At 45.7% G+C, this 8,402-nt stretch carries 8 protein-coding genes; 2 read left to right on the top strand and 6 right to left on the bottom strand.

Translation table 11 applies throughout. The features are described 5' to 3' along the window. Nucleotides 1–19: 19 nt before the first annotated feature. The 3 genes from B3N33_RS03910 to B3N33_RS03920 all read right to left on the bottom strand — a co-directional run bounded on the left by B3N33_RS03910 (nucleotide 20) and on the right by B3N33_RS03920 (nucleotide 3,059). Entirely contained in the window at nucleotides 20–280 is a 261-nt protein-coding gene (locus B3N33_RS03910; RefSeq protein ID WP_292592207.1) for a hypothetical protein, read from the bottom strand. A 492-nt stretch (nucleotides 281–772) separates the two neighbouring features. Further along, nucleotides 773–1,720 carry a phosphotransferase enzyme family protein gene (locus tag B3N33_RS03915; protein WP_292587820.1) on the bottom strand — a complete coding sequence of 316 codons (948 nt, stop codon included), beginning with the start codon at nucleotides 1,718–1,720 and terminating at the stop codon, nucleotides 773–775. Nucleotides 1,721–1,781: 61 nt separating this feature from the next. Next, nucleotides 1,782–3,059: an MFS transporter gene (locus B3N33_RS03920; RefSeq protein WP_414674175.1), complete on the bottom strand. Its 1,278-nt coding sequence runs from the start codon at nucleotides 3,057–3,059 to the stop codon at nucleotides 1,782–1,784. A 167-nt stretch (nucleotides 3,060–3,226) separates the two neighbouring features. Between B3N33_RS03920 and B3N33_RS03925 the strand changes: the two genes are divergently transcribed. Continuing rightward, the gene (locus B3N33_RS03925; RefSeq protein WP_214078829.1) at nucleotides 3,227–4,420 is read left to right on the top strand and encodes a hypothetical protein; all 1,194 of its coding nucleotides are present in this window, start codon (nucleotides 3,227–3,229) and stop codon (nucleotides 4,418–4,420) included. 25 nt (nucleotides 4,421–4,445) lie between these two features. Continuing rightward, nucleotides 4,446–4,991 carry a hypothetical protein gene (locus B3N33_RS03930; RefSeq protein WP_214078830.1) on the top strand — a complete coding sequence of 182 codons (546 nt, stop codon included), beginning with the start codon at nucleotides 4,446–4,448 and terminating at the stop codon, nucleotides 4,989–4,991. Nucleotides 4,992–5,402: 411 nt separating this feature from the next. Here the strand turns inward: B3N33_RS03930 and B3N33_RS03935 are convergent, their stop codons facing one another. From B3N33_RS03935 to B3N33_RS03945, 3 genes are all read right to left on the bottom strand, one after another. Next, nucleotides 5,403–7,139: an ABC transporter ATP-binding protein gene (locus tag B3N33_RS03935; RefSeq protein WP_214078831.1), complete on the bottom strand. Its 1,737-nt coding sequence runs from the start codon at nucleotides 7,137–7,139 to the stop codon at nucleotides 5,403–5,405. Continuing rightward, nucleotides 7,118–7,267: a hypothetical protein gene (locus B3N33_RS03940; RefSeq protein WP_214078832.1), complete on the bottom strand. Its 150-nt coding sequence runs from the start codon at nucleotides 7,265–7,267 to the stop codon at nucleotides 7,118–7,120. The genes B3N33_RS03935 and B3N33_RS03940 overlap by 22 nt, the downstream gene beginning before the upstream one ends. A 942-nt stretch (nucleotides 7,268–8,209) precedes the next feature. Further along, nucleotides 8,210–8,402 (bottom strand): hypothetical protein (locus B3N33_RS03945; RefSeq protein WP_292592209.1); only part of this gene is annotated, 193 nt, incomplete at its 5' end.

Genomic DNA, 8,402 nt, shown 5'->3' on the forward strand with positions numbered 1-8,402 from the left:
TTTCGAAGTATTGAGAAAACTAAAGGACGGAAGCGCCGGCGGTCCCTGTCGAAGCGGCCAAACGGCAACTGTCAGGCCGAAGGCATATGTATCCGTGCTTTTGAAAAGCACTCTTGCATAATATCGTCGAAAAGCGACCGACGAAATGACACTGCTGTTCCGGCCGGACTGAAAGGACGTAAGTGCCGCTTCGCGATCTGGAATCCAGAAGGCCGTCCATCTTCAGTTCGTTATATGCTTTCACAACAACGCTCCTGTTCAGGCTGAGCANNAACGTCAAAAGCTCTCGCTCGGAAGGAAGTCTTGTGCCCTAGAAATCTCCCCCTAATTATCGCTGTTCTCAACTGATCTATCAGCTGCTTGAACAAAGGGACTCCAGAGCCTCTTTCGACGACGATTTTCAGCCCGAGCATGGATTCACCTCCTCAAACAGATTATACTTCGACACTAGCAATTGACCATACCATTAAGCCGTCAATAAAACATGCCGTTTATCTTCCATCGATCTGTTTCTCTTCTAAAATGACTCAGCTGAATAACATGGTCAAAGACTTCAATGCAAAGCGGATCGCTCCAATTGCCAGGATCCGACTGCCATTGTTCTGATGGCAGACATTATAGTTTAATATGCGACAGCGATAGATTAGCAAAAATCGAGGCGAGGGACTCTCGGTATTCTATAAGAAATATTCAATTAGGAACAAATGAAAAGGAACGATGCTAAGGAGAAAAGAAAGCGCGGCGGGAAATTAACTATCTCTTGAACTACACACTAGATCACCTTTTCGGAACCGGCCAGGACAAGACCCGCCTTTTCCTTGATACGACTACTGTTTTTGTACAGCCATTTGAAGACATTCTTTGCGAAGCGCGCTTCTTCAGTCAATTCTTTCGCAGTGAAGTAATGAATCTGGATGATCGAAATAGCAGAAAGAAGATAGACAAAACTCTCCCTCTCGCTCGAGGAAAGAGTGTTTTCTGAGGAGTATCCTTCAAGCAAGTACGGAAGCAAATAGAGGAAAAGCGATGGAGAACCCATCTTCAGAAACTCGGCGAAGACGCTATGAACTAGATAGGCAAGATCTAGCACTTTCACTTCTCGAGTCGCACAATCAAAATCTACTATCCCAGAGACCTTCCCCTCGTGGATGATTATGTTCCCTGGATGGTAGTCGCCATGGATGATCTGGACCGGCAGTCTATAATATATCTTGTAGAAATCGGTGAAGAATTCCTCAACACTTTCGAGTTTCATTTCTAAGTCCCCTGCACTGAAGTACCGCAGGGCAGCTGTCAGCGACTTCAGCAGATTCGTTCTTTCAAGCTGATCGTCGTCGATTTCTTCTAGAGCTTTGTGGAGCCTTCCGGTGAAAATGCCAAGTTCAACCGCCAACTCCGGAGTGGCATGAGAGATGTTGGAGTCGGCCTTTTCTCCTTCTATGTAAGAAAACACTGAGTAAACGTACTTGCCGATTCTTACTTCAGACTTGCCGTTGCGGGCATAAACGGGAGCCGAAACAGGAACTCCGGTACCGACAAGATTCGCCAGAAGACCACTACGACAAGAACCGGCAGGAACACTCGCGGCCCTTCTCTTCAACACATACAAACGACCACCTGAGCTGACTACCGAAGCTCTGCCATTCAATGCTCTCTCAAACCTGATCTTTTCCTTAAACCCCCAGAACCTGGAAATCCGGGAGAAGGGAATTCTAGACATATATAACCACCCCGGATACTCAAACAAAATCATTATACAACATTTCGATCCGATAACCCGCTCATGCCTCCGCATCACTCTTCGTCGCTGAAATTCTCTTCCTAACTTTGTGGGCCATCGTTGTTCCCAAAACCAGCAGAACCGTGACTACACCGGCCCAGAAGAATGCGCTCCCTGCGCCGGCTCGGTCTGCGATCGATCCGACAAACATGTTTCCGAGCGGCGTCGAGCCGGCGAATACGAGAGAGTAAACGCTCATAACTCTTCCTCTATACTCGTTATCGGAGTGAATTTGCATGAGGCTGTTTGCAGTGGTAGTAAAGAAGATGTTCGCGAACCCCATACTCCCGATCAGCAAAGCCGAAAGCAAGTACGAACTATTGAATCCCATAATGATGAAAAGAGAAGAAGTTATGAACGGGACAACAAAAAGCCTTACTCTCTTCGGCCCTCTGGAACTCCCCCCAGCAACAATCAAAGCTCCAAGCAACGACCCGACTCCCAAAGAAGACATCAAAAGTCCATATCCCTGAGCATCGAGACCGAGTTGATTTCTTGCAAAGACAGGAATCAAAACGCTGTAATTCATGCCGAACGTACTGACGATTGCGAGAATCAAAGTGGTGGTAGTCAGTATCGGACTCTTGAAAAGATAGATTAGGCCTTCTTTGATGTCAGGTATCACAGTCCCCTTTGGTCTCTTCTTTACGACCGGCGCTACGTCAATTTTGAACAGACCGACTATCACAGCTATGAAAGTGACTCCATTTATGAGGAAGCACCAACCCGCACCGACAAGAGCCATTACTACCCCCGCCAAGGCCGGTCCTACGATTCTTCCAAGATTTATGACCGTTGAGTTCAGCGCAACTGCATTAAGAACCACATCACGACCCACCAATTCGATCATGAAAGATTGTCTTGCAGGAATGTCGAGTGTCTTGACCATTCCGAGACCAAACGCCAGAATGAAGATGTGCCAGTATTGAACTGTATTCGTGAAGACAAGAATCGCAAGTATAAATGCCAGGATCATCGAGGCTATCTGAGTTAAGATTACGATGCTCCTCTTGGGGAAACGATCTACGAAGACCCCCGCAGGTAGTGACAGAATGAGTACCGGCGTGAATTGCGCAACACCGAGAAGACCCAACAGGAAAGGGGAATCCGTTATCGTCAAGACGAGCCATGACTGAGCGGCTGTCTGCATCCATGTTCCCATGACGGATATCAGTTGACCTACCCAGAAATATCTGAAATTCCTTACTTTGAGTGCCGGAAAAGTCTTTTCCATTCTAGAGAAGAACAAATTCTGTAAACTGTTAGCCAAACAAATCATCTCCGTGGCTATTGTACAATATTTTCCGGGGTTATAATTGAAGTGTAGCCAATAGACTTCAGATACTATAATTGAAGAGAGAGTACTGAGAATGGAAGACCGTGCCAAGAGTGAAAGCCCTTAGGTTCTTTCATACCACCAAGAAGCGAAGGAAGGAGGCAAATCAAATGGATAATGTCGCTACACGCGTTCTTCGAAAAGCTGAGATGGAAAAAGAACTTCAACAGCTACTCAGTGCAGAGGCCGGGATCAAATCAGATTCATATCTTCTCACTTTCTACTTTCCAATGGAGAATCTCAAAAGGAGCGATGCGGAAAAACATTTGAAGTCAAATATCCTAGATTGTCTGAGGAAGGACGAGAAGATAACCGGTATGGGGAAAATTCATCAGAAGGTTGTTGAAGCAGTCCTTACCAAACTCGGAAACATCGATGATTTGGGGAGGGGATTGGCTATTTTTATCGAGTTCCACACAGGCGAAGATGTAAAAAACGATAAAGCAATCGAAGGTGTCAAAATCATCCCGCTTCATAGAAAGCCCGAGAAGGAGATTTACGTAGGTAAGACATTCGATCTTGATCAACTGATATGGCTTTCAAGCTCATCTGCGGAGGCCCTTGTTGTCTCGCTGGAGAGGGAAAAATCAACATACTATGTAATGGAAGGAAGAAAACTCTCTCTTATTAAGAGCGTCGAAAATGAGTTCATTCGAGAAAAAGAACAGGAGTATCTGGAGGGGTACTCTCCCTCGCCTTCATCGGGAGCGATGTATCACGGGAACGCTTCGGAAAAAGTTAGCAAGGCAAAGGAAGAAGAGAACAGGAGGTTCCTTCAGAAGAACGCCTCATTGATAAAGAACGACGAAGAGATTCCAAAAGACGTCGAATACCTCGTCTTCTTTCACTCTTCTTCGTTCAGTGAAAGCATTGAAAAGTTCCAGAAGGAAGCGAAACACCTTATTCCAGAAGCATACCCAATCTTCGTTCAAAAGACACTCAATCTGGAGAGGCAACTTCAGGAAGAAGTCGACAAACTGATAGATAGCGAAAGCAGGAGACTTCGAAAGGAATTTCTGGAAATGGCCCAGGAGAATTTCGACAAGTATGTCGAAGGTTGGACGGAAGTCTCTAAAGCAGCAAATGACAGAAGGATCGACACGCTTTTCATTAATCCTCTTGAGAGAAAAAGAGGTTATGTTCTTGACAGAGAGCTAGTATATACGCATGCCGTAAAGGAGAGCAGAGAAGTTAGAAATTTGGGCCCCTGGATCGTGCGAAGCGTAATAAACAACGACGGAAAAGTCGTGGTGGTTGATAAGGAACTCCTTCAAAGTGAGATCGCTGCAAGACTGCGATTCTGACATAAGACTCTTAGGAGGTGTGTAAGTGAAACAGCTCGCAGTATTCGTTCTGATTATTGGTCTGGCCGCAGGTCTGATGGCAACCCACTTCTCAGTGGGAATGGGCTTTGTTCTCAATCAGGACAGACAGACAAAGGAATTTGATCTTCAGTTCTTCGGGAGGGCTCAGGTAGGCTGGATGTTGTTTAACAAACCCGTCTTAGGCATTATTGCAGATGTTCCAGTCTTTGGATTCGGCTTTGAGGAAATGGAATTCTATTCTCTTGACCCCATGCAAGCCCTCATAGGACTTTACGCCGAACTGGGACTCGAAGATCTCGCGCCTTCTCTTCCGCCTGTCTTCTTCAAGGCAACGGCGATGACTGAACTGTCCAGCGTCCTTGCCGCTCGAGACATAAAGTATCTTCCGCTAGTCTCTCATGTCGGAGTAGGCTACGACATCAGCGACTTCAGTCTTGAGTTGGCAACTTCAATCATAAATGTGGGATTCAATCTCGGAGGGCAGCTCGCAAGACACTCGACCTTCTTCCCCCACTTTCATCTGGCAGGAAGATACAATTTCGATTTCTAGTGAGACGGGCCCTACGGCCCGTCTTCGTTCGCTACGAGCTGAAAGGTCGCGGATCCGAGGTTAGAATTAGCAGGAAAAGAGTTTTTGAAGCAGTAGTAAGGGTAAGTTCTTGATAGATGGAAATCTTGAGGAGCGAAAGTGTCGTCCGAGGTACGTGATCGGAAACACAACTGAACCTGTCTTTCTCCCTTGATTCTGTTCCGAGATTTCATCCATGGCTTTATAGAACCCTCAAGGGCTCCCGGACAAAGCGTTGGGAGTTTGAAAGTCAGAGCTTGAAACTCTCACCTTCGGCATCATCCGCCAAACTCTACACCCGCATCCCGATCTTCTCTGCTTAGAAGTAACACCAGGAAGCCTGCCTGATACGTTCCTGTCCGGGGCTTTTACAGTGCACCGCTATGCGCTTGATCAATTATCCTGCTGTTCATCCTTTATCAACTGAAGCGAGTAAAGCTTCTTGTATTCGGAACTGGTCTTTAGAAGCTCGCTGTGAGTTCCGCTTGCAACTATAACCCCATTACTGATTAACGCCACTCTGTCGCTCAATAGAACAGTTGATAATCTATGAGCAACCATCAGCACGATTATGCCTTCAGATTTTAGACTTACAAGAGTATTCTGAATTATTTCTTCAGTCTTTGAATCGATATTTGACGTGATCTCATCAAGAATAAGTAGTTGTGGTTTCGAGACCAATGCTCTGGCCAGCGCGACCAACTGTCTCTCACCGCCAGAAAGCTGAACGTCTGCAACCAATGTGTCGAGTCCATTCTCGAATCTTCTCAACAATACGTCAAGGTTTGTTCTTTCGAAGATGTTTTCCAAACCGGCTTCAGAAATCGATCTACCCAGGGTAATGTTTTCCAGGAGAGTACATCTTTCAAACAAAGTTGGTGTCTGCTCCACAAAGCCGATATATGGTCTGAGTAATGCCGAATTCGATACAGGCTCGCCATTTATGTATATGGTTCCCGACTGGGGTTTTTGTAGTCCCATAAGGATATTCAGAGTGGTGGTTTTACCGGCGCCGCTCTCACCTACCAGCGTCGTAATTTCCCCTTTCCTCAGTTCAAGAGACAGGCCTTTTAGAATTTGCTTTTTGCCATAGCCAAACTCAATGTTCTCTAAAGAAATGCTCCGAACATCTTCTAACTTAGGACTACTACCACTCATTTCTTCTTCAGGACCTTCCAGTACCTCGATTGTTCTCAGGAGCCCTCCCCAGCTTTGTCTTAGAAGAATGTTCACCTGCATAAGCAGCTGAATAGGGTTGAACAATGATTGAACATAAGCCCAGAAAGTAATGAGAATTCCTACGGTAATCTCACCCTTCATTACCAGGTAACCACCATAGGCAAGCAGTGAAAAGGAGATAAGTCCGTTTATCGACGTCTTGAGTGTGCCGGCGATCTTTATTGCCTTTATGAACCTCTTGCCCGCATAAACATGGTCTCCTTGAAAACGATCGAAGAAATTCATGACCCAGGCAAATGGCATGGCGATTCTGATCAGTTTCATATTATCGATTATGTTACTTGTGACTCCTGCCAGTTCGCCGAATTTCTCCCTCTCTACTTTGCTCCTTTTCTCCACCATAATATTGAAGAACATTATCACAAGAAAGGAAAACACGATGAAGCCGAGGGGCAAAAGAGTCAGTTTCCAGTTGAAAGCAAACATGATAGCTAGAATCGCCGATATCTGAACGACTCCCAATAACAGTATCGGAAATACCTGCGCTATAACGGTTCCTACAAGTTCCAGATCAGATATTAGTCTCGATACGAGCTCGCCGGTCTTATTCTTGTGGAAATAGTCGAAAGGAAGAACAAACATCTTCTCTAACAATTGCTTTCGCAGGTCCGATTTTGCCATGAGGGCCGTGGTTTCAAAAACCACCTCGCCAAAATAGGTAAAGATCAAGCTTCCAAACCAGAGCCCGACGACAAGCAAAACGTACTTTACGAGAAGATCCATGTTGTCAGAAGGGATAACAACATCTATTAGCAGCCTTATCAAGAGCGGGAAGACAACTGCAAGAGCAATCATCACTCCGACCAGAACTGCAGCCAGCAATTCCCGTTTCCAATAGACTTTGAACAGCTTGAAGACAAACCTGCGAACTATCTTCTTTTCATTCTCCATATTTCTCCCCCCCCACCGGGCTGTCTTTTCACAGGCCATTCGAGGATATCTCCTTCTCTTCCACCTTTGCAGGTCTCGATCAAGTCAATTCCCGTAGTATGAAACAAAAAGCCTTCTTCTGAACTCATGCTCCTACCTCCTTGCTTGACCTGATAAAACTGGCCAATTGCCACAATGGGCAAGTCAGATGACAATATTAACAAATTACCATGTTATTCCGTAGATAAGAATTGCGCCTTCCATGCGCTGCCCGAGACTATTTCGGGAGAATCGTCTGACGACACTAAGCGTCTCACAGGCATACAAATTGGAGTATTCTGTCAATATTGTATCAAATTAATTACTTTTGACCAAGCTCGATATCGTATGGACAAACCAATCGGATGAGCTCATTACACTGAGAGGGTTATGGAGCTTGTGAAGATTGTGAGCATGATTCAAGTTGTTTAAGTGGATTTCGAAGTAAGTTGGAGGTGCTTCAACCTTGAGCATTGAATGGACATAACGCTGTTTTCCTGTCAATTCCGTTGCCTTGAAGATTTCGCTTCTATCCAAAGAAAAAATGATCCAGTTTCATTCGCTCCGGTTCATCTCTCATTTTCTTCCAATTCATCCTCGTTTAGCAAGCTCATCGGACCCATAATACTATGAGTTAAATGCCGCTAATATGCTGCATCTTGCGTAAATCTGTATTTAAACTCCTGATAAGCCTGATTTTGAGTACTCAATTGAGGGACGAGGATCACGTAACGGCGGAGGGTGTTAGTCTTTATATACGAAAGAAGCCGATGCTCTGAAATGGCCCTATAAGAACGTTTGTTCGATGTTCGTTCTTGGTCGCTGGCAGGAGCATCATGTGGATCACTGACCAAATAACGCGAAGAGTGAATCTGGGGAAAGAGGCGCTTTCACGCCAGGACGCTCAAAACAAGAGAGAGATTTTGGAGCGAGATCCCAAACAGGAGCCCTGAACAGGTGCATATCAGGGCAGGCTCTACGGGATGACTGCAGAGTTAATCGTTTCTTTTCACAGCACCCATGACCCTGCACTCGATACACTCTCTCTCCCTTCATCCTTGTTTCAGCATCCTGCTCTTCAATATGACCTTGACCAAGAACGAAGAACAGATTCTCGCTCTGGAACGAGGAACGAACTCGTTTTCTTGGACGATCAAGGGAGGATGCCCTTTCAAAGAAAAACCAAAAGGCCGGGGTTGAGGTGTGCAGGTTGCGAGCGAGTCGGAAAGAGCGGAATAAGACGCA

Source organism: Mesotoga sp. UBA5825 (assembly GCF_002432955.1).
Classification (GTDB): Bacteria; Thermotogota; Thermotogae; order Petrotogales; family Kosmotogaceae; genus Mesotoga.